The 22,221-nt window shown below is 51.5% G+C and carries 18 protein-coding genes; 10 read left to right on the forward strand and 8 right to left on the reverse strand.

Annotated elements, in window-relative coordinates; all coding sequences use genetic code 11:
• Positions 1-100 precede the first annotated feature (100 nt).
• The gene (locus L21SP2_RS15365) at positions 101-691 is read left to right on the forward strand and encodes a CarD family transcriptional regulator (RefSeq protein ID WP_024269502.1); all 591 of its coding nucleotides are present in this window, start codon (positions 101-103) and stop codon (positions 689-691) included.
• A gap of 125 nt (positions 692-816) precedes the next feature.
• On the opposite strand, the gene L21SP2_RS15370 is transcribed toward L21SP2_RS15365, so the two are convergent.
• Together L21SP2_RS15370 and fusA are read right to left on the reverse strand one after the other, a co-directional pair.
• Complete coding sequence (locus L21SP2_RS15370) at positions 817-1,512, reverse strand: hypothetical protein (protein ID WP_024269503.1); 696 nt, start codon at positions 1,510-1,512, stop codon at positions 817-819.
• 93 nt (positions 1,513-1,605) lie between these two features.
• Entirely contained in the window at positions 1,606-3,693 is a 2,088-nt protein-coding gene (gene fusA / locus L21SP2_RS15375; protein WP_041401723.1) for an elongation factor G, read from the reverse strand.
• Positions 3,694-3,955: 262 nt separating this feature from the next.
• Here fusA and L21SP2_RS15380 point away from each other — a divergent pair, with 262 nt between their 5' ends.
• The 4 genes from L21SP2_RS15380 to L21SP2_RS18635 all read left to right on the forward strand — a co-directional run bounded on the left by L21SP2_RS15380 (position 3,956) and on the right by L21SP2_RS18635 (position 8,013).
• Positions 3,956-4,924 (forward strand): DUF72 domain-containing protein, encoded by a 969-nt coding sequence (locus tag L21SP2_RS15380; RefSeq protein ID WP_024269505.1) that lies wholly within the window; start codon positions 3,956-3,958, stop codon positions 4,922-4,924.
• A gap of 8 nt (positions 4,925-4,932) precedes the next feature.
• A complete protein-coding gene (locus tag L21SP2_RS15385; RefSeq protein WP_041401724.1) occupies positions 4,933-5,871 on the forward strand; it encodes a DMT family transporter in 939 nt (312 codons plus the stop codon).
• Positions 5,852-6,448 carry a bifunctional phosphoserine phosphatase/homoserine phosphotransferase ThrH gene (thrH, locus tag L21SP2_RS15390; protein WP_024269507.1) on the forward strand — a complete coding sequence of 199 codons (597 nt, stop codon included), beginning with the start codon at positions 5,852-5,854 and terminating at the stop codon, positions 6,446-6,448. Before L21SP2_RS15385 ends, thrH begins: the two co-directional genes overlap by 20 nt.
• Positions 6,449-6,573: 125 nt before the next feature.
• On the forward strand, positions 6,574-8,013 hold the full coding sequence (locus tag L21SP2_RS18635; protein WP_041401726.1) for a sensor histidine kinase: 1,440 nt from the start codon (positions 6,574-6,576) through the stop codon (positions 8,011-8,013).
• Positions 8,014-8,053: 40 nt separating this feature from the next.
• Here L21SP2_RS18635 and L21SP2_RS15400 read toward each other — a convergent pair whose 3' ends face one another.
• Positions 8,054-10,150 carry a DUF6909 family protein gene (locus tag L21SP2_RS15400; RefSeq protein ID WP_024269509.1) on the reverse strand — a complete coding sequence of 699 codons (2,097 nt, stop codon included), beginning with the start codon at positions 10,148-10,150 and terminating at the stop codon, positions 8,054-8,056.
• A gap of 36 nt (positions 10,151-10,186) precedes the next feature.
• On the opposite strand from L21SP2_RS15400, the gene L21SP2_RS15405 reads away from it, so the two are divergent.
• The gene (locus L21SP2_RS15405) at positions 10,187-10,762 is read left to right on the forward strand and encodes a DUF1707 domain-containing protein (protein WP_024269510.1); all 576 of its coding nucleotides are present in this window, start codon (positions 10,187-10,189) and stop codon (positions 10,760-10,762) included.
• A 129-nt stretch (positions 10,763-10,891) separates the two neighbouring features.
• Here the strand turns inward: L21SP2_RS15405 and L21SP2_RS15410 are convergent, their stop codons facing one another.
• Positions 10,892-11,881, reverse strand: coding sequence for a hypothetical protein (locus L21SP2_RS15410; RefSeq protein ID WP_053335725.1), 990 nt, complete (start codon positions 11,879-11,881; stop codon positions 10,892-10,894).
• 86 nt (positions 11,882-11,967) lie between these two features.
• Entirely contained in the window at positions 11,968-12,666 is a 699-nt protein-coding gene (gene plsY / locus L21SP2_RS15415) for a glycerol-3-phosphate 1-O-acyltransferase PlsY (RefSeq protein ID WP_024269512.1), read from the reverse strand.
• A 189-nt stretch (positions 12,667-12,855) separates the two neighbouring features.
• Between plsY and L21SP2_RS15420 the strand changes: the two genes are divergently transcribed.
• From L21SP2_RS15420 to tnpC, 4 genes are all read left to right on the forward strand, one after another.
• Positions 12,856-14,652 (forward strand): DAK2 domain-containing protein, encoded by a 1,797-nt coding sequence (locus L21SP2_RS15420; RefSeq protein WP_024269514.1) that lies wholly within the window; start codon positions 12,856-12,858, stop codon positions 14,650-14,652.
• Between the two features lie 148 nt (positions 14,653-14,800).
• On the forward strand, positions 14,801-15,103 hold the full coding sequence (gene tnpA / locus L21SP2_RS15425) for an IS66 family insertion sequence element accessory protein TnpA (RefSeq protein WP_024267362.1): 303 nt from the start codon (positions 14,801-14,803) through the stop codon (positions 15,101-15,103).
• A complete protein-coding gene (gene tnpB, locus L21SP2_RS15430; protein ID WP_024267363.1) occupies positions 15,100-15,447 on the forward strand; it encodes an IS66 family insertion sequence element accessory protein TnpB in 348 nt (115 codons plus the stop codon). Before tnpA ends, tnpB begins: the two co-directional genes overlap by 4 nt.
• A 43-nt stretch (positions 15,448-15,490) precedes the next feature.
• The gene (gene tnpC / locus L21SP2_RS15435; protein ID WP_024267364.1) at positions 15,491-17,071 is read left to right on the forward strand and encodes an IS66 family transposase; all 1,581 of its coding nucleotides are present in this window, start codon (positions 15,491-15,493) and stop codon (positions 17,069-17,071) included.
• Positions 17,072-17,157: 86 nt separating this feature from the next.
• Here the strand turns inward: tnpC and L21SP2_RS15440 are convergent, their stop codons facing one another.
• Genes L21SP2_RS15440 through L21SP2_RS15450 form a run of 3 tightly spaced genes read right to left on the reverse strand, consistent with a single transcriptional unit; the run spans position 17,158 to position 22,186 of the window.
• Positions 17,158-18,321 (reverse strand): putative sodium/potassium/calcium exchanger, encoded by a 1,164-nt coding sequence (locus L21SP2_RS15440; RefSeq protein WP_144083033.1) that lies wholly within the window; start codon positions 18,319-18,321, stop codon positions 17,158-17,160.
• 8 nt (positions 18,322-18,329) lie between these two features.
• Complete coding sequence (locus L21SP2_RS19105; protein WP_024269516.1) at positions 18,330-20,582, reverse strand: tetratricopeptide repeat protein; 2,253 nt, start codon at positions 20,580-20,582, stop codon at positions 18,330-18,332.
• Positions 20,579-22,186 carry a LamG-like jellyroll fold domain-containing protein gene (locus L21SP2_RS15450; RefSeq protein ID WP_024269517.1) on the reverse strand — a complete coding sequence of 536 codons (1,608 nt, stop codon included), beginning with the start codon at positions 22,184-22,186 and terminating at the stop codon, positions 20,579-20,581. The genes L21SP2_RS19105 and L21SP2_RS15450 overlap by 4 nt, the downstream gene beginning before the upstream one ends.
• Positions 22,187-22,221: the final 35 nt, after the last annotated feature.

Genomic DNA, 22,221 nt, shown 5'->3' on the forward strand with positions numbered 1-22,221 from the left:
CCCTGGAGCCCCTTTCCCCGGCCTCCTTTGACCAAGACGCTGTTTTTTTGTATATTGTAGAACTATATATCTAAAACCGTTTCTCAGGAGTTTCAGAAGCATGTCCACCACCTTTAAGGTAGATCAGCAGGTAGTATACCCGACACACGGAGTAGGTCAAATCACCGAAATTAAAGAACGCATGTTCAAAGGTGAACCCACACCGTATTACACCATTTATATTGAAGTCAGCGATATGACCATCATGATTCCCGTCAACAAGGCAGAAGAGCGCGGAATCAGAGCCATTGTTCCTAAATCCGAGGCGGAAAAAGCGCTGAAGCTCATCGAAGGGGAGTATGAAGTCGCCCCTGCTGACTGGAAAATGCGCTACGAAATGAACCGTCAGCTGCTTCTGAAAGGAAGCGTTACCGACATTGCGCAGGTGGTACAGACCCTGTACCATCGATCCAAAATCAAGGAACTCCCCATCCTGGAGCGGAAACTCTACGACTCGGCAATCAAATTGCTGGTAGACGAGCTCAGCATCTCCCTGAAAAAAGACCGAACACACATTGAGGAAATGATCTTTGAACGTCTGGAAACAGAACCGGAAACCCCGGAGGTTGAAGAGGAAGCACCCAAGACTGTAGAAGATGATTTTGATGCAGGTGTGGATGAAGATGATATCGAGGTGAACGAGGAAGGCTGATTTCCATTTCACCCATATTCTGAAGCGTACCGAAAAGAACCCAATAAACCACTGTGAAAACCGCCGCTGTAAGGATACAGGGCGGTTTTTGAATAATATCTGTATGCCTGGACTTTCAGTCCGGTTTATTCTTCGGCAATCAGAAGAGTTTTGGCTTCAAGCTTGAGATGCAGATCCTCGTCCACAAAACGCTCGTGGTCTTTCACCAGAGTCAACTCGATATGATCATCCTTGTTCTGGAGATCAATAAGCACATTTACTTCTTCTATATATGATGACAGTACCGAGGGAACTCCCCGTTCATCCACGTCTCCATCAACATCGGCGGTCATCCAGATCGCAATTTTGTGATCAGCTGCAAACTTGCGCAGCGCTTTTAAAGTTTCCGGTTTCCCTTTGGAAAAATCGTAGCCGTCAACAACCACAACTTCAGCGGTGAAATTTCCGTCGGAGATCATTGCGCTCAGGCTCTTGAGAACCTGACTCACATCGGCACCTTCCTGGCTGAAGTTCATAATCACACGATTTTTTATCAGACCGTCGTGAATTTCCTGAACCCCTTCCAGGCTTCGTTTTTCTGCGATTTCCTTGAAAATCAGCTCATACCAGTCGATTATATGGTCTGTTTTACTGGAAAACGAGAGATGGATAACATGCTTTTCCTGAAACAGCTTATCGGTTGCAATATGCACCAGACATGCCGTTTTACCCACACCCCGATCGGAGGCGATAATTCCGATATTTCCTTCACCCACTCCGCCGTGGATCGATTTTTCCAGGATCCGCAACGGACTTCGTTTAATTAGTTCTGTTTTCACCATTGGCTTCAATCTCCCTCTTCGGCTGGGGACCCGGGCAGAATGAGCCCGGATCCGGGGGTACACTCTCTACAATAAAGTGTACCACAATTCAGCTTAGTTCTGTTCAGCTTTTCTCTTTTCTTCGTACTCTTTCTTCAGCTCGTCAGCTACGCTGTTGGGAACACGTCCGTACTTGAGAAATTCCATTGAGAACTCCGCCTTACCCTGGGTAGAAGACCGGAGAGTGGTGGAATACCCGAACATTTCGCTCAGCGGCACTTCAGCTTCAACACTGGTGAATGCTCCATCTTCATTGGAGGCTACGATAACACCACGTCGCTGGTTGATGGTTCCGAAGATATTTCCCTGAAACTCGGTGGGACCTTCTACAACGACTTTCATGATTGGTTCCAGAATGATCGGCTTACATTTGTTGTAGGTTTCCCGGAATGCTCCCAGAGCAGCTGCCTGGAACGCATTGTCTGAAGAGTCAACGGGGTGAGTTGATCCGTCATTGATGGTTACCCGTACACCCACGATGGGGAATCCTACCTGAGTACCCTTTTCAAGACCCTTCTTGAAACCTTTTTCACAGGACGGAATGTATTCCTGGGGAATCACACCACCCTTGATCTTGTTTACAAACTCGAAGTCGCCCTCTTCCAGAGGCTCGATAAACCCGGCAACCCGGCCGAACTGTCCGGAACCACCGGTCTGCTTCTTATGGGTATAGTTGAAATCAGCTGATGTGGAGATCGCTTCCCGATATGAAACCTGGGGCATACCGGTTTTCACTTCGGCTTTATATTCACGTTTCATCCGTTCAACGTATACGTCAAGGTGAAGCTCTCCCATGCCCTGAATAATGGTCTGATTGGATTCAGGATCCACATAGGAACGGAACGTGGGGTCTTCTTTGGTGAAACGGTTCATAGCCTTGGCCATTTTATCCGCGGCACTCTTATCAACCGGCTCTACAGAGAGAGAGATAACCGGTTCGGGAACATACATGGATGTCATTGAATAGTTGATGCTGTTGTCACAGAAGGTATCGCCGGAAGCACAGTCCACACCGAAAAGGGCTGCAATTTCACCCGCCCATGCTTCTTCAATATCTTCCATATGATTGGAATGCATCTTGATCAGACGACCTACCTTGAACTTCTTTTTGGTCCGGATATTGTAAAGGTCTGTACCTTTCTTAACAGATCCCTGATAGACACGGATGTAGGTCAGCTGACCGTACTGACCGTCTTCAAGCTTAAACGCCAGGGCAACGGTTTTTTCTTCAGGATCAGATACGAGGGATACTTCTTCTTCGTTATTATTCAAGTCAAGAGCTTTGTTCTCAATATCAAGAGGGCTGGGCAGATAAGCGGTAACCGCATTGAGAAGGGGCTGTACACCTTTGTTTTTGTACGCGGATCCCATGAACACCGGAGTCATTTCCATGCTCAGTGTACCTGCACGAACCGCCCGGTGAAGCATATCGCTGCTTACCTCGCCTTCAAGAAAGGCTTCTGCCAGTTCATCATCAAACAGTGAAGCAGCATCAATCAGTTCTTCCCGGCGCTGCTCGGCTTCCGCCTGCAGATCTTCAGGGATATCTTCGATGCGCAGTTTTTCACCGGCATCACCGTCGAAATAGATGGCTTTCATTTCGATCAGATCAACCACACCAACATGCTTGTCTTCAAGACCAATGGGGATCTGCATGAGAACTGCATTATGGTCAAGCTTATCAATCAGCTGATCCTTCACCTTGTAGGGATTGGAACCGGTCCGGTCCAGCTTGTTGATGAAAGCAATCCGGGGAACATTGTAGCGCTTCATCTGACGGTCAACGGTAATTGACTGGGACTGAACGCCTTCTACACCGGAGAGCACCAGAATGGCACCGTCAAGAACCCGGAGTGAACGCTCCACCTCAATGGTAAAGTCAACGTGTCCCGGGGTATCAATAATATTGATGGGCGTATCTTTCCATGTTACATGGGTCGCCGCTGATGCAATGGTAATACCACGTTCTTTTTCAAGCTCCATGGAGTCCATGGTCGCACCGACACCGTCCTTTCCCCGGACTTCGTGGATTGCATGAATCCGGTCACAATAGAAAAGAATTCGTTCGGTAAGTGTGGTCTTTCCTGAGTCAATATGGGCGCTAATACCGATATTGCGCATTTTTTTAATAGCATCACTCATTTGTACATTTACCTCTCTGATCCCTTGAATATCATCACAATAGACTTCACACATTTTGAGCCGTTCGGTCAGGATGATGCGTGGTCAGTATCTCAGTTGATGATTAGAAGGATGTTAAAGTGACAGGATTATGATCAATCCTGACTATTGAGGGCCCATCTTATAGATTCCATCCGGTTTTGGCAAGTGATAGCCTCCCCTCTATCCTTTTGCCCCAGGCGGAATTACTGAATTCCTTCACAATTCCGCATATAATATTCCCATGAAAGCATATCCGCAGCTCCATATCGGCACCTCAGGCTATTCCTACAAGGACTGGGTGGGCCCGGTGTACCCGGAAGGAACCCCTCAAAGCAGGTATCTGGAAGAGTACCAGCAGCACTTTTCGTTTACCGAGGTCAACAGCAGCTATTACCATATTCCCTCCCCTGATATGTGCAGTTCGCTGGTTCGCCGAAGCGGCAGCGGCTTCCGTTTTACCATCAAGGCCCATCAGTCGTTCACCCATCCGGGCTCCCCGGGCCCGGGCACAGGAGGAGACACTGATCAGAGGGGATCAGCGCCGAATTCCAGAGGATGGGGGATTTCCGGGGAATTCACCGGAAACCTGGAAAAATATCTTCATGGAATCGCCCCTCTGGCAAACTCCGGTAAACTCCTGGGCGTACTGGCACAGTTTCCCTACAGCTTCCACTATACCAAAGCAAACCGTCAGTTTCTTGCGGATGCCATCGGCCTGTTCCGTGAACGTGCCAGTTTCATCATGAAAGTCCCCCGACTCCTGCTGGAGTTCCGGGGCGCTGAATGGAACCGTGTTTCGGTGTTCAGAGGATTGGAAGAGTATAAGGCCTTCCCGGTGTTTTCCGACACACCGGCGCTGGAGAAACTGCCTGGCCACCTGACCTGCGAAAAATGGCTGAACACCCGCAGCAGCACCAGCGGCAGCAATGAAAGCAAAAGCTGCCCCGGGGCGGCGGTACGGCTTCACGGACGGAATTCCTCCAACTGGTGGCAGGGAAATAATGTAAGCAGATACGATTATCTGTACTCACCGGAAGAGATACAGGAAATAGCCGGTGAAATACAACGGATCGCCGCAGCCCTGCCCGGAGAAGACGGACTGTTGATCATCAGTTTCAACAATCATCACAAAGGTCAGGCGGTGCAGAATGCCCGGGAACTGGCAAACACGCTGAATCTTATTGACCCGGAAACCCCGGGGGTGTCATAGTTTGTTTCATGACAGCAGACGTGCTGCTCATGCTGCTGGGGCAGCTTGCTGCGGCCATTTCCATTTTTTTTATTAAGGCGTCTCAGCTTTCTCCGGGGTATCTGGCGGCATACCGTCTTTTTTTCACGGTAATCATCATGTCGCCCTGGTTTTTCCGGGATCTGAAAAAGCTGGGAGCAGCGGATGGGGAGAACGGAACCATTCAGGGCTGCAGCGCGGTAAACCTGCTGCTGTTTCTGGTGCGCCGCAGCCTGTTTCCCGGAATTATGCTGGGTCTTCATTTCATTTTCTGGAATACCGGAGCCCGGATGACCCTGGCGGCGAACGCAACCCTGTTCGTAAACATGACACCGGTATTTATGCCCCTGGTGATATTTGTTCTCACCCGGGAAAGACCGTCGTTACCGGAACTGCTGGCAACGGCAGTGGCGCTGAGCGGTGCGCTTCTGTTAACTCTGGGAGATATTTCCCTGGGAACGGATCATCTGCTGGGAGATATATTCTCCTTTGTGTCCATGCTGTTCATGACAGTCTACCTTGCCCTCTCCCGGAAAAACCGGGCTCTTCCGTTCTGGTATTACATCAGCGGAGTGTATTTTTTCGGGGGAATTGTGGCGTTCCTGGGCAGTGCAGTAATGGGGCACAACCCCATGGGAGGCAGGGGGCCGGTGGAAATCATTCCGGTCATGGGGCTCAGCCTGGTCTCCACCATTTTAGGACACAATCTCATTAACCGGGCCATGCGGAGCATCCCCAGTCAGATTGTGGGCGTAGGGCAGCTCAGCCAATTCATCTGGGCCGGGCTTATCGCATGGGTCGTGTTCGGTGAACTGCCCGAACCTCTGTTCTACCCGTCAATGCTGCTTATTGCAGGGGGCACCTTGTTGATGATATATATCCATTCAAAACCCAGGGAGAATATACAGCATGGACGTAGTCTGCCTTGACCTCGAAGGGGTCCTCATACCGGAAATCTGGCTCAACCTCGCAGAACGCAGCGGAATTTCCGAACTGAAACGAACAACCCGGGACGAACCGGATTACAACAAACTCATGGCCGGCAGACTTGAAATTCTCCGCCGTCATGGTCTGGGAATCTCGGACATTCAGGATGTCATCTCACATTTGGAGCCCCTTCCCGGGGCGGCGGATTTCCTGGAAAAACTGAGACAGGAGCGGCAGGTAATTATCCTTTCCGACACATTCAATCAGTTCGCCAAACCCCTGATGAAGCAGCTGGATTGGCCCACGCTCTTCTGCAACGACCTTGAAATCGACTCAACCGGTGAAGTGAAGAATTTCCACCTCCGTCAGGAAAACGGAAAACTCAACGCAGTACGAGCTTTTCAGAGCATGAATCTGAAGGTTCTTGCCGCCGGGGATTCATACAATGATTTGAATATGATTCTGCATGCCGATAAGGGAGCATTCTTTCTGCCTCCGGAGCAAATCACCCGGGAGCACCCGGAAATACCGGTGTTTCATGAATATCCGGATTTCCTGGATTTCATTCTCAGCTCGTAACATTCCCCCTCCGCATGGGTTATACTAGAATGGCTATGGATATCTCTTCACAAAACCTGATACGGGAGTTGTTTCAATCTCATCCCCTTCCCTCTTTTGTATTTAATCCTCAAGGTGAAGTTTTGATGATTAATCAGGCTGGAGAAGATATGCTTCGCGCCATCCCGGGTATTCGACTTGAAACCGGTGAAAGCAGTTTCCTCACTGCCATTCACCGGGATCAACGCCTCCGTTTTGAAGCTCATCTTGTGGAATGTGTCAGCCGCAGCCATGCGGAACTGAAAGACCTCCGCATGGGACATGACGATGATTCCCCTCTGTGGCTCCGATTGAACTCCGTCTGCATCAGCCCGCCGCCGGGCAAGGCTCAGGCATCCGGTGAGCAAAGACTGATTCTCAGTTCCGGCGTGAATGTGAGCGAGAGTCGGCGCAACCAGGACGCACTCCTGCTGGCCCGGAATCAGGCTGAAAAAGCCCGCAAACAGCAGTCTGTTTTCCTGGGACAGATCAGCCATGAGATTCAAAGCCCCCTGAAGGACCTCTCACAAATCAGTGATCTGCTCAGAGAAGCGGTTCAGGAAGAACGGCTCAATGCTGCGGAAGACCTCAGTCAGACAATCGGCAGTATCAGCAAAAACCTGGGAACTATTGTGAACGATCTTCTTGACCTGTCTCTCATGGATGAGAACAAGCTTGAGCTTCGTTCACGGCCGTTTTCTTTGCTGGAAGTTCTGGACGAGCTTGAGCAGCTGAACCGTCCCCTGGCCGAGAAACGTGGACTGGGATTCTATGTCAGGAAGAACATGAGTACTGAAGGGATGTTCCAGGGAGATGAACGGCGGATCCGCCAGGTTCTGAATATTTTGATAACCAATGCACTGGAATACACCGGGGAGGGACAGGTTGATATTATCCTCAGAGAGGATGAACTCAGCGACTATCTTTCGGAAATCAGCATAGAAGTCCGTGACACCGGTCCCGGCATCCCTCCGCGAATACATCATGAACTGTGGGAAGGCATATACAGTGAGAAGGAACACGGCACAGGAGTAGGCCTCCCCATTGCCAAGCGGCTCACCCGCCTCATGCGGGGCCAGATCTACTTTGAAACTGCTAGGAACATCGGGACCAGTTTCTTTTTCACCATTCCTCTCACCCGGTTCACCGGAGACTCAAATCTGAAGATCCTTGAAGCACGGCAGAACCGGCTGAAAAACCTCCGTATTCTTGCAGGGATCAGCCGTGGAAGCTCATGGCAGGGTCTGCTTTCAAGTCTTGGCGAAGACGGTCATATGGTGGTTTCCAGCCACGACGGATCTGAAGTGGCCTCTCTTTTGGAGCTGAATACATTTGATGTAATTCTTCTGGACAGCTATCCGGAAATGGTTCACAACCGGGATGTTGCAGATAAGATCAGCGAATCGGTGCACTCGGAAGAATCTTTTCCGGTGCTTATCCAACTGGGTACCGGGGAAGCGAACTCTACAGCCAATCCCCCCCGGCACATCCTTCCGCCAAACAGCAGCAGCCTTGACCTCTACCGGATACTCACTGGAATTCTCTGAAAGAGGATTTCTCAGAAGAACTCCGTTTCCGGGTGATCAGTCACTGATCTTCCCAAATTCCTCTGAGAACTTCTCTGGTCACCGCATACAGCGGAGGGACTCCCTCTGCCGCAGCCATGGGGGTGGAAAGGTTGTGACCGGTACCCAACGGAAGATCTGAAACATAATAGAAATATCTCTGGGGCATGTCTTTTGGAAGAAGTCCGCTGTGCTGGGCTTCAACCACTTCATGATGATAAAAACTTCCCTCCATTTCTATTCCCACGGCGGACCACAGATGACGGTAATAATTCAGCATCATCCGGTTCTGAAGCAGGGTGCCTTCAACGGTGACCATGGGGCCGGGGTGTACCCGCTCCGCGCCGATCGCTGCTTCCAGCCTCTGGAGCTGCAGCCGGTCCGGGGGAATAGGCGCCTGGAGCTCATCTCCCTGCTGGTGAATGAAACTGGTGGGTATGAGAATATCACCGCGCCGGCCCGCCAATGCTCCCGCCTTTCCAAGAAAATTCACACTGCGGATATTTCTGTGAAACAGAAGAATCAGATTTCTCAGGATATGCTCAGCCTGCTCTCCGAATGCATAATCGATATTCACAATAAGACAGGGATCGGAAGAAGCGGATTCGGGCAGCAGACTGTCCATCCCCCTGCCCCGGGCCTTGGCACCGTCTATCAGCTGAACCTCTATTCCTGTGGCCAAGGTTTTTTCCAGCCGGACAATTCCCGCCTCCCTCGCCCTCAGCTCAAAGGCATCCCGTTCCTCAGGATGTTCCTGAAGAAAGTCCCTGCCCAGGGCGTACATCATATCCTGGCGATTCTTCCAGCGATAGCCGCATACCGGATGTCCCGAGCTTTCAGCCCACTGAATAATGCGCTCCCCCTGTTCCCTGAACCATGGATTCAGACAGTTCGTCAACGAGTGGGTGTTGCTGCTCACAATATGAACCGGGTAATCATCGTCAAGATCGTTGGGGGAGGCTCCGATCAGTTTTTCCGCCGCCCTCCTGATCTGGGAGGTCCAGGATTCGGTACGCCTGCTGTTGTAACTGTTTCGCTGCCTTCGGATATCGATGCTGAACATCTCACGGTGGACGGCGATCTCATAGAGACGCTGAATACTGTGTCCCGGCCACACCGATAGAAGTTTCCCGGCCATATCGGCATTGAAACCAAGACGGGCAAGCAGCTGTTCCGCCTGCTGCCGGTTCTCCACACCTTTTTTGTCCACCGTCCCGGGCTGTTCCAGCCAGGTTTTCAGATATCCGAAGGCAGATACTGCGTACATATGCTTGCGGAGCTTCCTGGCTTCCGTGGCGTACAGACACATGAGGGTAATCAGGTCGGTAATATCACTGAGACCGCTTCGCAGCAATACCAGGTTCTTCCCTGGAAGCATCTCCCAGACCGCCCGCCGGCGCCCGGGACTGGGCTGGGGCTGGAAAAACCGGTCAGGAGGGGAGAATTCCTCGGGGAGCTCATCCCTGAGAAGAAAGGCAAAAGTCCGGGTTATGTTATTGGGAAGGCGTTTCACCGCATACTGAAGGGCGGCGGGATCCGGTTCGTCCGCATCAGACGCTCCGGGATGCAGGGCCGGATTTAAATCTCCATAGAGGGGCAGCAGATCCTCAAGATCCACATGCCCGAAGGCTATTCCCCTGCTGAGCTCCGCCCGGAAACGGTCAAAGGCCTGAAACACTCCCTGTCTGTCTCTAAGGAGAGAGGAAAGCCCCCTGGCAAAGGGAGGATACTCCCGTATGAGGGAAAGAAATTCCGATCCGTCCAGGAAGCAGAGGGAACAGTCATTTTCCAGGCGCAGACTATAGCCCCGAGTGCCCCCGAACAGCAGCTCCCATTCTCCCAGGAAACGTCCGCTCCCCAGCCTGTCCCTGATTTCCAGGGTTCCATCCTCCCGTTGTTCCAGGAGCTGCAGGGATCCTTTGAGAACAAATACGATTCCCGGTTCGGATGCCGACTCCGGTCTGATCCCGCCGTCACCCGCCAGAGAAAGAATTCCTCCGGCACTTCCTGCCACCGGAACCATTTTTTCACTGAGTTCCAGCAGCTTTTTTCCGGGCAAAAAGCGAAAGGGGATCACATCCTCAAGAAAATGTATTAATATTGTTCTGTCATCTTCCATGCTTTCATTATAGAACGTTTTTAAGGGGATATTTTCATGGATTCACAATTAGACGAGCACAGAGACCGTATAATCAATTACCTCACGGAACTGTTCTCCCGGGATGTACTCACCACCGAGGAATATGAGCTTAGAGTGGAGAAAGCCAACGAAGCCAACTCCCCGGTGCAGCTTAACGATGTGGTATCTGACCTTCAGATCGATACATCCCGCAATCCCGGACCTTCCCAGGGAGAAACCGGGCTGGACATCAGCTCCGGCAGAGACAGTCAGAGAGTACTGGCGGTTCTTGGTTCACGGGAGCTGCAGGGAAACTGGTTGAGGAAGGATACCGTATTGGTTCAATCCTTTATGAGTTCAGTAACCTGTGATCTCAGAGATGTTGCCCTGCCGGAAGTCACCCGAATTCAGATTTACAGCATGATGGCCGAAGTGGTGATAATCCTTCCTGAAGGGGTGGTTCTGGAAACAAATGTGGCCCCTATTCTGGGCGAAGTGAATCACAAAGGGCTGAAAAAACGCCATAGACGGGACCTTCCGGTTCCACAACCGGGCAGAGTCGTGCAGATAAACGGTCTTGCGATAATGTCTGAAGTCTCCATCCGCCAGTAAGTTCACAGCCTTTCACGGCAGCCGGGTTCCACAGCGCCCGGCCCGAGACAGGCTGAAGTCGGATATCCCCCCATCACATAGAGCCCCTCATCACACAGAGCCCCCCATTCAGAGAACCCACGGGCACTGCTAACGGTCATCAAAACAGGGGCAAATTGATTGAAGCAGTGGTCCGTGATGGATGAATATCGTCTGGTAGCGGACCCGCTTTAATGCGGAATATGCCTCGGAGTAATCCATGCCCGAAGTGTGCTGAAGCAGGTTTACTTCCCGAATCTTGCCGTCATCATCCTCTATTCCCACCACAGGGTTCATCAGACTGCCGCATATCAGATCCCGGTCAATTCCCCTGTTGATGAGATAATTTCCGAATGTGAAATCCTCGATCCCGATTTTCTCGCGGTTTTGGGTGAATAAATACCCGATACCGTCCATGATCTGCTCAAAGGGTCCCTTGGAATAATGAAAGGCCCGGGAGGGGTCGAATTTCGGATTGATAATTCCGCCGTCCACCAGGGCCCGATGCATGGTGCGCACCAATCCCCGCACATGGGAATAGCCCAGTTTGGTGCGGAAGACCATTACTGCAATATCGGTTTCTTTGTTGTTCTTGTGCAGAAGAGCGGGAATATCGTAATTCACCACAAAAATATCATCAATTTTCTTCACCGTCTGTCCCTCGATTACCGCGATATCTTCTTCGGCAACCCAGGTATGGAAAAGTTCTTCAGGCTCCATGTGAAGATGGTGAATGGCATTGAATGCACCCAGGACTTCGCAGTCCTGAAAATCCTTATGAAAATAGCGATTAAAACGATTAATCATTGAGGGAGTGAAGGCTCGTCGGCCCATCACGGCGAAATGCAGCTTCAGGGCATAATACTGCTCGATGATGTTGTTTTTCAGAATAAACTCACCGGGAAAGTTGGCCATGTACACCAGCTTCATAGCCGATGAGTACTCTTCTGCGGACTTAATCACCTTCAGCATCGTGCTCTCAACAAGCACTCCGTTGGTTTCCGGTCTCAGGTACACGAAAATATCCTGGACACCCCATTCGCTGGAAGGTCCGGGATATGGTACGATAATGGTTGGAAGGCCCAACTTATCCGCGGTCATATATACTATTGTATAACCCGCGGGCCGGGATTGCCAGAAGGAATTCCGCCCCCGGATAATATCCTTCGGGGATATTTTCCAAAATGCTAGTCAGCCGATGAGTCCTTTTGATCATCCCGGGAAGCGGAGCGTTTACGGGCTGCATTCAGCCGGTGCAGGATGCTGATCTTTTCAAATCTCCGCTCCTCTCCCTTGATCAGGCGGCGGATATTTTTCCGGTGAAGAACTATCACAAAAATTCCCAGGGCAAGGGAGAACAGCCAAATTCCGATTCCAACGGCATCTCCCGTCTCAAACGCCGCTTTTCCGCCCCCCAGAAAATACACCGAAGGGGGAAGAAGAATAGCCGCTGTAATGCTGGAGATAGACACAATCCCGCTGAGAAAAAGCACCCCAAGGAACCCTCCCAGGCATACCAGAAATGCCAGAGGAAAAAGCCCCAGCACCATTCCTGCCCCTGTGGCAACTCCCTTGCCTCCCTTGAAGCGGGCAAAAAGAGGGAACGCATGTCCGGCCACTGCTGCCAGACCGCTGAGCACAAGCACATAATCCGGCATTCCAGCAGCTCTGGCGATGGTGATGGCAAGCCACCCCTTTGCCAGATCCACCAGGCCCACGATGATTCCCCATCTGGCACCCAGCACCCGCACCGTGTTGGTGGCTCCAGCATTGCCGCTGCCCAGATCCCGGATATCCGCACCTTTGAGCACCCGTACTGCTATTACGCTTGTGGGAAAACTGCCCACAAGGTAACCGACCACAATGACCCCGACTATCATCAGCATATTCATATCATGTGAAGTATATACCACCAGCGAAGTGCATGAAATCGGAAAAAGGTTGAATGAAGAGAGTTTTCTGCTTCTGTACAAAGCCGATGTGCTGAAGTATAATCCTGAATCGCAATCAGTTATAGAAAAATTGCCATTCACCTGATGCCGTAGTACACTTTAAAACGGCATACGGAGGTCCACATGAAAGAAATTTCCGGAAGACAATTATATTATGCCTTTGCTGCAGGCGGACAAGCAGTTATCGCCCAACGGGAAGATCTGAATAAAATGAATGTGTATCCGGTTCCCGACGGCGATACCGGTTCGAATCTGTCCTTTACTTTAAAGAACATCATTGAACAGACTCAAATATCACAATCGGCCGGTGAGACCATGCAAAGCCTTGCCGAATCGGCCCTCAGCGGTGCCCGGGGAAACTCAGGAATTCTGTTCGCACAATTTGTGAATGGAATGGCGGAGAACATCGGGGATGCCACACATCTCAGTATCGAAAAGTTTTCCTCGGCCGTTTCCCATGCGGCAAAAACGGCATACGGAGCAATCAGCAACCCCGTTGAAGGCACCATGCTCACCGTCATGAAAGATTTCGGCGACTCCCTGAAGGAGAAGCATCTCACTGCCAAAGATTTCGTCTCTCTGTTGAAAGTGGGTATGAGGGTTGTGAAAAAAAGCCTGGCATCCACCAAGGACAAACTTGAGGCGCTGAAAAAAGCCAACGTCATCGATGCAGGAGCCAAGGGATTTGCCGCCTTTCTTGAAGGGTTCATGGAATTCATTGAGCAGGGCGCCCATGTGGATCATCTCCAGGATGACGCCCGCCCGGAAATCCGGTTCAGTGCGAAAGCCGAGCATCATGATGAGATTGATGTGGACGAGGATCTGACCTTCCGCTATTGTACCGAAGGATATGTGGCCGGAGAAAATATCGATCTTGAAAACATCAGAAGCAGACTGGGAAGTTACGGCGACAGCCTGATTGTTGCGGGCAGCAAAAAAATGGCCCGGGTGCACATCCACACGGATCACCCGGATAAGATTTTCCAGACCCTTCGGGACTTTGGTGAAATTCGGGAGCAGAAAGCCGACGACATGCACAGGCAGTATCAGATGGTTCATGCAAGAAAATTTGAAATCGCCCTGGTAATCGATTCAACCTGCGATCTTCCGGATACCGTTCTTGACGAACATCAGATTTATGAAGTTCCGCTGATGGTTAACTTCGGCGACATGCAATTTCTGGACGGACTGACGCTGAAGACTCAGAAATTTTACAAGCTTCTTTCCAGCGAAAAAGCCCACCCCACAACAAGTCAGCCGAACATCAAGACCTTCAGCAAACTCTACGATCATCTCACAAGTCACTATACATCGGTGATATCCATCAGCATGTCATCCGGCCTCAGCGGCACCTATAACAGTGCCAAACAGGCGGCTGATTCAATAGACGGAGCCAAAATTTCCGTTGTGGACAGCCGTGAAACCGCATCCGGTCTGGGACTGCTGGCCCTCAATGCGGCCAGGGACATTGGAAAAGGTCTGAGCCATGAGGAAGTTGTAAGAAACATTCACAGCAATCGTGACCGGACCCACAGTTTTGTCAGCGCCCGCAGTCTGAAATACTTCGTGCGGGGAGGCCGGGTAAGCCCCCTGAAAGGATTTATCGGCAAACTGATTAATCTGAAGCCCATAATCGGGGTGGATGATGAAGGTAAGGCGTTTTTCCGCCAGAAGGCGTACAGCTACAGGCAAAGCGACGAAAAAATTCTCGCCATGATTCAGGAACTCCATGAAACCAAGGGCATACAGAACTTTGCCATTGTTCATGGCCAGGATGAAGAACATGCCAAAGCAATGGCCGAGGAAATTACCCGGCGTACGGGTGTGTCTCCCGAATACGTGGACGACATCACCCCGGTACTGGGGGCTCATGCCGGTCCCGGTGCCATGGATATTGCGGTGATTACCCGAAAAAGCTGAACCCGCCGGGCTCAGCAATTGATTCGTTGATCCGGTATTCAAGAGAATCGCCCGGATAAACGCAAATGTGAAACGCCGTAACCGTCAATTTACCAGGCCCTGCACAACCTGAGCTTTAGATGGAATAATTCTTCCACATGGAGGAATTATGGATAAAAAAGTAGAGAAATGGAAGGCTATCACCGATCAATGGCGGGAAAGTGGACAAACCCAAAAGGAGTTCTGCCGAAATCACGAAATCAAGCTTTCAACGCTACATTACTGGATGAAGCGGGTTAAGAATTCCATGACCAGTGAATCTCCAAATCGGGATCTGGTCCACATTGAACCGAAGGGGCGCATGGCTTCTTCCAATGATATAGTAATAGAGATTGATCGAAGGTTTCGCATCATGGTGCCGGATAGAATCTCCTCCGAACGTCTGCAAGCAGTTTTGGCGGCATTCCGGTGATTCCTGATCTGTCCCAACTGGATATTTATGTCCGTCCAGGTGTTACTGATATGCGCAAGCAGGTGAACGGTTTATCGGAAATTGTCGAGCAGAAGATGAACCACTTGGCCATGTCTGGATCCTTGTTTCTGTTCTGCAATCGGAACCGGAGATTACTCAAATGTATCTGGTGGGACCGCAACGGGTTCTGTCTGTGGCTCAAGCGGTTGGAAAAAGACCGCTTTCCCTGGCCGGACACCGAGGAACAGGCAAAGCAGATCACCACAGCCCAACTACAGATGATTCTGGACGGCATTGATTTTTGGCACGCCCATAAGGCAATTGAGTATGTCGAATGTAACTGAAATGACTTCCCTCAACTGCTGAGTCCATGCTAGAATTTAGATCATGTTGAGCGCAGCGGAGATTGAACAGTTACCAGACGCAGTCAAGACCCATATAACCGCACTGGACTCCCGACTTGCTGAGCGCGAACTAGAAATCGAAGACCTTCAGGAACAACTTAAACTGGCCCGGTTTCGAAAGTTCGCCCGCACCAGCGAGTCCGCTTCTGACCTACTGCAGACGATGCTGTTTGAAGAGTCGCAGGTCGCCTCGACACCGGCAGATGATACGGATGCCACAGACACAGTTACAACAGTCACGTCTCATACCCGAAAGAAACGGGGGCGAAAACCATTATCCGATGACCTACCGAGGGTCGATGTCATCCACGACATCCCGGAAGACGAGAAGCACTGTGGATGCGGTCATGAGCTCTCCAAAATCGACGAAGAAGTCAGTGAAAAACTGAAAACCATCCCCGAACAGTTTTTCGTCGAACGGCATATACGGCCCAAATATGCCTGCCGTAAATGTGAAGGTTCCGGGGACGAAGACAAACCGGTGTTCCGTATTGCTCCGGTTCCTCCGTCCATCATCCCTAAGAGTATTGTCACCCCGGAGCTTCTGGCATTCATTATTCAGAACAAGTTTGTCGATCATCTACCCTTTTACCGGCAGGAAAAGCGCTTTGAACGGGTTGGAGCGAGAATCAGCCGGCAGGATATGTCAAATTGGCAACAGAAAGCGTACGAGCTACTGAAACCCTTTAAAACCCTCATGAAAGCGCAGATTCTGTCCGGATCGGTCGTTCAGATGGATGAAACCACCGTCCAGGTCATGAATGAAGAGGAAAAATCCAATACCAGTAAATCGTATATGTGGCTCGCAAGAGGAGGCCCGCCTGATAAAAAGGTGGTGGATTATGAATATCACCGAAGCCGCGGGTCAGACTATGCAAAAAATTACCTCAAAGAATTCTCAGGCTACTTACAAACCGACGGGTATGTTGGATACGAAACAGCTCTCAAGAACCGGAACGATATCGTACATGTTGGCTGTATGGCTCATATTCGCCGGAAATTCTTCGAAGCAGGCAAGTCATCAAAGAAAGCCGGAAGCGCTCATGAGGCGGTTTCGAAAATCGCCAAGTTTTACCGTATAGAGAAAGAACTGCGTAGCCTTGATCTGTTAGATGAAGAATTTATCTCTGAACGCAAGGCACGAATTGCACCGGTAGCCAAAGATTTCAAAGCATGGCTCGACAAGAAAGCCCTGAGCATTCGCCCCACCAGTGCCACTGGTCAGGCAGTAAGTTATGCGCTCTCGCAGTGGGACAAGATCATGAAATATCTCGAACATCCTCAGCTCACCCCGGACAACAACAGTTCGGAAAATGCTATTCGTCCTTTTGTGCTTGGACGCAAGAACTGGCTATTCAGCGGGAGCCCACAGGGGGCAGAATCCTCCTGTTTCATGTTCTCGCTCATCGAGACTGCCAGACAGAATGGTTTGAACCCCTACGGCTATCTGGTTCATGTATTCACCCGTGCACCAGAGATTGCCCTTTCTGGAAAATGGGAAGAATTACTGCCCTGGAACATTAAGGACGAACTCTTGGAAATGAAGTCGATTTTACAGGCTTAAATTTACGCTTACGAAACGCCATCATATGAAAAAAGGCAGGAATCCAGGGAATGGATCCTGCCTTTTTTTAACCTGTGGATTTCAGATTACTCCGACCCCATCCGCTTGCTGATGCTTCTGAGCTTATCCCGGATGCCCCGCATCCTTTCCCGCAGACGCTCAGCTTCCTCAGGAGAAACTGCCTCGGATAAATCCTTCGCAAATGCCAGGCTTTCCATCAGCCTGCCCATGGGATTGCCATTGGAAGAGGGAGGGGAAGGTTTTCCTGCGCCGCCGGATGGGGATGCACTTTTCCCAGGAAATTTTTGATTCCCCTGTGCAGCAGCGGGCCTGGATGACGGGGGGCTGTTCTCCTGAGAGCTCTTTCTCAACCGATCCTTCAGACGCCCGACCCGTTCATTCAGATGGTCTACTTTGGCCCGTTCTGCCTGTTCGGGAGGAAGCTGATTGACCAGACCCAAAAGATAATCCAGCATCTTAGCCTGAGCCTCAGGATCGGCAGATCGCCGAGGAGCTTCAGAAGGAGAATTCTCACCGGATTTTTGCGGTTCTGGGTGAATAATATCATTTTCATCATCCGGGCCATTCTCCACGGCTTCAGGGAAAGGTTCTTCCCCTCCTGCCTCTATATCTTCCAGCTCTTCAGGAAGACCGTAGTCGATGACGGTATCCTCTTCTTCACCGGGAATTTCCTCATCATCCGACTCCTCACTGAGATCCGGAATGTCCTGAATATCCTCTTCACCGGGGATCCCTCCGTCTGCCCATGGATTGAGAGGGGGACCAAGATCCTCGTCTTCATCCAGATCTCCCAGCTCCTCGGCTTCCAGCGGCTCTTCGGACAGCAGATCCGGGTCCAATTCATCCACTTCATCTTCATCTGAATCGCCTTCACCATCGTCGAAAACATCATCCTCCAGGCTTACCTGTTCATCTTCCGGAAGAAGCTGATCCTCGGGAATCTCAGGATGGCTGCCTCCATCGTCTGAATAGTCATCTTCTGACAAGGATTCTTCGTCTGCTTCATCATCCTGGGTTTCATTCTGGTCTTCATCCGCACCGGCCCGGACTTCTTCTCCGGTTTCATCCGGTTCAGCGCTTTCAGCTTCTTCAAATCCTGCATCGTCCAGGGAATCCTCCGGAAACAAATCATCATCCTGGTATTCGGGAACTGCCTCTTCACCGGAATCCGGTTCCCCGGACTCATCATGAGGTTCAGGCCGGCTTTGGGGCTGCTCGCGTTGAGGCATGGGCTGCTTCACCGGAGGCATGTGGGGCGTGGGCTGAGGCGCTGCCTGTTGATTCGGAGGCTGAGGCTGTGGCGGCTGTTGAGGCGGCGGAGCCTGGGGTTGGGGCGCTTGTTGAGGCTGCTGTGGCGCCTGGGGCGGCGGAGCCTGAGGCTGAGGAGCTTGTTGAGGCTGAGGCGGCACAGGAGGCTGCTGAGACATAGCCTGGGGCTGAGGTGCCTGCTGAGGCTGCTGGGGCGCCTGGGGAGGCGGAGCCTGAGGCTGGGGAGCCGGCATGGGCGGCGGCTGTTGATATTGGGGCTGGGGCGGAGCCGGCGGGGCGGAGCCTGAGGTGGCTGTTGGGGCGCAGGCTGGGGTTGCTGCTGAGGAGCAGGCTGGGCTGGTGCGGGAGCCGGAGCATCAGGCTGCGGCTGTGCCGGAGCAGAGGGCGACGGAGCAGGACTGGATGGACGCTCCATGGGAGCAAAGGCTTCGGGAGCATCTCCGGCAAGATTCATCAGGCTGGGTGCAAGCTCATCCAGCTCTTCCTCAACCTCCTCGGCCTCTTCTTCCCAGTCTTCGTCATCCTCGGAGTCTTCTTCCTCCAGAAAAAAGCTCTCATCACCAAAGTCCAGGATGGGCACCAGATCTTCCTCATACCCGTCGGTGATTTCCATGTCGTACTGTTCTTCCTGAGCTTCTTCCCCGGATTCACTGCCGATGGCACCCAGACGCTCAAGATTTTTTGCCCAGGCTTCACCCAGCTCATCACCGAAGGCTCCTGCGGCCTGTTCATACAACGACAGACTCTCGTTGAGAGCGCTCAAATCCTCGGAATTGGCCCGGCTGCCCTGGAGATTTATCAGATCAACCGCAGCTTCAATTGCCTCGGTTTTATGTCCCAGCTTCTGATAGGCCTTGGCCAGTTGAGCCAGTACTGCCCCGTCCTCCGGGTAATCTTTCTTGATTTCGTGCAGAGTCTGGAGGGCCGTATCCGCATCACCGTGCTTCAGGGCATATTCTGCGAGAAGCATTCGGGAGGAATAGTCCGAAGGATAAAGGTCGATATAATCCCTCAGCAGATTCATTGCTTCGCTGTGTTTGTCCTGCCGCTCCTTAATCTCCGCCAGATCTATCATGTAATCCTGGGCGGAGGGGTCTTTTTCCAGGAGGGTATTGAACATTTTCCGGCTGGAATCCGGCTGCCCCATGAGTTCATAGAGCAGACCCATCTGTCGGTAATAATCAGGCTCCTCCGGATCCTTTTTCAACAGTTTGGTGAACTGTTCTTCGGCATCCCGGTATTTCCCCGCCTTCATTAAGTTGAGCGCATACTGGTAGACAAGTTCCGGCGAATCGGGATTTGCAGAAACCAGTTTTTCCAGCTCGCCAAGTCCGGAATCACCAGGATCTGCCTTGCCGATTATGTGACTGAGATTCACAGCCGCCCGGGAGTAGGCGGGATTCTTTTCCAGAGCCTTCCGGTACAGATCCTGCGCCTGATCCTGCCATCCCTGGGCCATATAGGTTGTTGCCAGATTGTTTTGAGCCGTAAAGTTATTGGGATCCAGCCGGAGTATTTCCTTGAAGGATTCGCCGGACTCATCCAGACGGTGCTGCTTCTGCAGGGAAATACCCAGATTATTCAGGGCATCGGTCCATCCGGGCCTGCTTGTGAGGGCTGCACGGAAGCATTGCTCAGCTTCATCATGGCGCTCAAGGGCCTGAAGGGATATCCCCTTATTGTACTGGATGGTGGGATGATTGCTGTCCTTTTCCAGGGCGCGATCGTATACGGATATGGCCTGTTGGTAATCACCGGCCTTTTCGTATAGAGTTCCCAGGTTATTGTATGCCAGAATAAAGTCAGGACTTTGGCGGATGGCGTTTTCGTAGGCATCCACCGCATCTACGGTTTTCCCCTGCTCTTTGTGGATATTCCCCAGGTTATAATAGATATCGCCCCGTTCAGGACTGAGCTCCAGAGCCCGGGTCAGCGCATGTTCGGCCTCATCATACCTTCCCTGGATACGGTAGATAACCCCGAGGTTATTATAGCCTTCAGGAAGATCCTCCCGAATATCCAGGGCTTCATTGAAGTAATGTTCTGCTTCCTCGTAGCGCTTCTGACTTCCGTATATTGTTCCCAGCAATATCCGCGGCGCGGCGGATTTAGGCGCTGATTTAACAACTTCAAGGATGAGTTTCTCTGCTGTATCATAATCCTGAAGGGTAAAAGCATGCTTCGCCCTGCCCATCATTTCTTCAAGTACGGCTCGTTTCATCTGAAATCACGCGAGGGTCTCGCGAACACCTCCTGGCTGAGATTGCGCTCACGGTACAACCCTATTTCGGGGCTGTTGTACCGGTTATAGCTGGCGATTCGAAAGTAATACATTTTCCCGTTCAATAGACCGTCAACCTGAACCTCGGTGACATTCCCCAAGTCCACAGGACTCGGGCCAAGAGAGCTGTCTTCACCGAAATATGAACCCGGACTATCTCCGTAGTATAACAGATAACCCCGGACATTTCCGCTCACAACATCATTCCAGGCTAATTCCACATGTGAATCGCCGGAAAATGTCCTGAGATTCACCGGTGCGGGAGGTGCGGGATCTTGTTCATATTGCAGAGAGATGTTCTGGACAAGAGGAATGTTATCAGCTGAACCATCCGGCAGAAAATCCAGACGGAGATACACATGTCTTCCGAAGCTGTCGTCTAGCACCGAGGAAGGATTATCCCCCGGGCGAAGCAAAGACCATTGTGAAGGATCTGCCGCCTCGGAGCCCAGTACGGGATTGGCAGCATCCCGCTGCAGAATTGAATATCTGATCTCCGTATTTCCCGGTGTGCGGTACATGGGTTGAAAGGATGTGAGACGCACCGCATCATACCCAAGATCGATGGGACCGATTACCGCATAGCCCGGTTCATTCCTGGCCACCTCCAGTGATGGTCGCTCCACCCAGTTACGGCTGATGCGGAAGTCATCCAGAAATCCGTGGTAATTCCCCCCGATCTCGACGGCGCCGGTGGAATCCTTTCCCACATAGGGAAGCAGCGGACTGCCCATGGCACCATCCCGGGAGCTGAGATGCATCACCGCTTCACTCACTCCGTTCACAAGGTATTCAAGAACTCCTGTTCCGCTGTCGTATCGGAGCATGTGGTGTGACCAGCTTCGGGGCACTATTTCCGACCTGCTCATGAGGCGGGCAGAATGATGTCTCAGTACGGCGTCGAACTCCTCATCTTCGCTGAGATTAATAAAAAAGTTTTCCAGATCCCACAACATTTTGCCGTCCCGGCTTCGGATTGATAATTCCTGCCGTACAGGCCTTCCGCTGATCCAGCTGGTACCAGTCCAGGCAAACAGTTCCTGCCCATTCTGGAAGTGGGCGGGGTACATCCAGAATTCCATGCTGAAATCAGTCCACACCTGTTCGGGCCCGAACAGCCCGTTTTCGCTTCCCCGGAGCTTCAGGCCTGCGCCGGGGATAAACATTGCAGAACCGCTTCCCCGGTATTTACGGTCACTGCGGATGCTCACAGCGGAAGATTCAACAGAATAGCCCTGGTTCGCTTCCATCAGTTCATACGCCGGTTCACGATTAAAGTTCAGCAGCAGTTCTGTGCGTGAATCGGGTACATATTCCTGATCCCCCAGCGCCAGAGCTTCATTCTCAAAAAGGCCGGGACGGATTTGAACCCCCGACTGAAACTCCTCATTGAGATACTCGATGGGGTTTATTTCGATGCTGTACTCCCTGGCGGTCAGCGGCGTGCTTACCATGGTGAGCACCAATGCCGTCGGAATAACAGTCCGGAGGAAAATCCCGCGGAAACGGGTCATTATTGTAAGATCGCTTTTTTTTCTGCTCATAGTTCTGTACTTTAGTATCGGCAGAAGGAGAAGTC

Origin of the sequence: Salinispira pacifica, assembly GCF_000507245.1 — a bacterium.
Taxonomy (GTDB): Bacteria; Spirochaetota; Spirochaetia; order DSM-27196; family Salinispiraceae; genus Salinispira; species Salinispira pacifica.

What these genes read in the sequence shown, in the direction of transcription:
- L21SP2_RS15365 (WP_024269502.1), top strand. Translation starts at nt 101, where the DNA reads ATGTCCACCACCTTTAAGGTAGATCAGCAGGTAGTATACCCGACACAC.
- L21SP2_RS15370 (WP_024269503.1), bottom strand. Translation starts at nt 1,512, where the DNA reads ATGGTGAAAACAGAACTAATTAAACGAAGTCCGTTGCGGATCCTGGAA.
- fusA (WP_041401723.1), bottom strand. Translation starts at nt 3,693, where the DNA reads ATGAGTGATGCTATTAAAAAAATGCGCAATATCGGTATTAGCGCCCAT.
- L21SP2_RS15380 (WP_024269505.1), top strand. Translation starts at nt 3,956, where the DNA reads ATGAAAGCATATCCGCAGCTCCATATCGGCACCTCAGGCTATTCCTAC.
- L21SP2_RS15385 (WP_041401724.1), top strand. Translation starts at nt 4,933, where the DNA reads ATGACAGCAGACGTGCTGCTCATGCTGCTGGGGCAGCTTGCTGCGGCC.
- thrH (WP_024269507.1), top strand. Translation starts at nt 5,852, where the DNA reads ATGGACGTAGTCTGCCTTGACCTCGAAGGGGTCCTCATACCGGAAATC.
- L21SP2_RS18635 (WP_041401726.1), top strand. Translation starts at nt 6,574, where the DNA reads ATGATTAATCAGGCTGGAGAAGATATGCTTCGCGCCATCCCGGGTATT.
- L21SP2_RS15400 (WP_024269509.1), bottom strand. Translation starts at nt 10,150, where the DNA reads ATGGAAGATGACAGAACAATATTAATACATTTTCTTGAGGATGTGATC.
- L21SP2_RS15405 (WP_024269510.1), top strand. Translation starts at nt 10,187, where the DNA reads ATGGATTCACAATTAGACGAGCACAGAGACCGTATAATCAATTACCTC.
- L21SP2_RS15410 (WP_053335725.1), bottom strand. Translation starts at nt 11,881, where the DNA reads ATGACCGCGGATAAGTTGGGCCTTCCAACCATTATCGTACCATATCCC.
- plsY (WP_024269512.1), bottom strand. Translation starts at nt 12,666, where the DNA reads ATGCTGATGATAGTCGGGGTCATTGTGGTCGGTTACCTTGTGGGCAGT.
- L21SP2_RS15420 (WP_024269514.1), top strand. Translation starts at nt 12,856, where the DNA reads ATGAAAGAAATTTCCGGAAGACAATTATATTATGCCTTTGCTGCAGGC.
- tnpA (WP_024267362.1), top strand. Translation starts at nt 14,801, where the DNA reads ATGGATAAAAAAGTAGAGAAATGGAAGGCTATCACCGATCAATGGCGG.
- tnpC (WP_024267364.1), top strand. Translation starts at nt 15,491, where the DNA reads ATGTTGAGCGCAGCGGAGATTGAACAGTTACCAGACGCAGTCAAGACC.
- L21SP2_RS15440 (WP_144083033.1), bottom strand. Translation starts at nt 18,321, where the DNA reads ATGCCTCAACGCGAGCAGCCCCAAAGCCGGCCTGAACCTCATGATGAG.
- L21SP2_RS19105 (WP_024269516.1), bottom strand. Translation starts at nt 20,582, where the DNA reads ATGAAACGAGCCGTACTTGAAGAAATGATGGGCAGGGCGAAGCATGCT.
- L21SP2_RS15450 (WP_024269517.1), bottom strand. Translation starts at nt 22,186, where the DNA reads ATGAGCAGAAAAAAAAGCGATCTTACAATAATGACCCGTTTCCGCGGG.